Annotated in this window: 1 protein-coding gene; it reads left to right on the top strand. The window is 41.9% G+C overall.

The window, feature by feature from the left end:
• Positions 1–168 precede the first annotated feature (168 nt).
• Positions 169–708 carry a heme NO-binding domain-containing protein gene (locus tag R7Z49_RS24605; protein WP_318112317.1) on the top strand — a complete coding sequence of 180 codons (540 nt, stop codon included), beginning with the start codon at positions 169–171 and terminating at the stop codon, positions 706–708.
• Positions 709–755 lie beyond the last annotated feature (47 nt).

Raw genomic sequence — 755 nt, 5'->3', positions numbered from 1 at the left:
AAAACAGTAAGCTCAAATGTTAAAGGAAAATCGCTTCACATCTAGGCAACCTTTTGCTTTGTGCTTTGTGCTTTGTGTCTCATTCTGCTGAAGCATATTGATTTGAAACTTATAGGGTTATACACCATTCTTATTTTTAAGGCGTTGCAATGAGGTTGGTGTTTGCCAATGAAAGGGATAATCTTTACCGAGTTCATGGAGTTAGTGGAAAGCAAATTTGGACTTGAAGTGCTTGACCAAGTGCTCGAACTTTCCGATGACGAAGGGGTATATACCTCTGTCGGCAGTTATGATCACCGAGACTTAGTCAAACTGATCGTCAATCTCAGCAAAGTTTCTGATATTCCCCCAGAGCAGTTACAAGAAGTGTTTGGTGAAAGCGTATTTTTGAACCTGCTACGCTCCATTCCCAATCATGCAAGCTTGCAGCAGTGCGACAATACCTTTCAATTTGTTCGACATGTAGAAAGCTTTATTCATGTAGAAGTTAAAAAACTTTACCCAGACGCCAATCCGCCTAAGTTCGATTTTATCAGCGAAACACAGTCAGAACTGGTGTTCGACTACCATAGTGCAAGGTGTATGGCGCATGTTTGTTTGGGGTTGCTCAAAGGCTGTGCTGCACACTTTGGACAGGTCATTCATATTACGCATCAAAACCAAACTGAAGACGGAAGCCAAGTTCGATTTTGGCTGGAGGCACAATAAGAAGAGTATGACGGGTAACTGCTCATTAGAAAGGAAACTCAAACGAG

This window comes from Vibrio sp. 1562, from assembly GCF_033340155.1.
In the GTDB taxonomy this organism is placed as follows: domain Bacteria; phylum Pseudomonadota; class Gammaproteobacteria; order Enterobacterales; family Vibrionaceae; genus Vibrio; species Vibrio alginolyticus.
Note: the sequence above shows the minus strand (reverse complement) of the source record. Positions and strands in the feature narration are given on the sequence as shown.

What these genes read in the sequence shown, in the direction of transcription:
- R7Z49_RS24605 (WP_318112317.1), top strand. Translation starts at nt 169, where the DNA reads ATGAAAGGGATAATCTTTACCGAGTTCATGGAGTTAGTGGAAAGCAAA.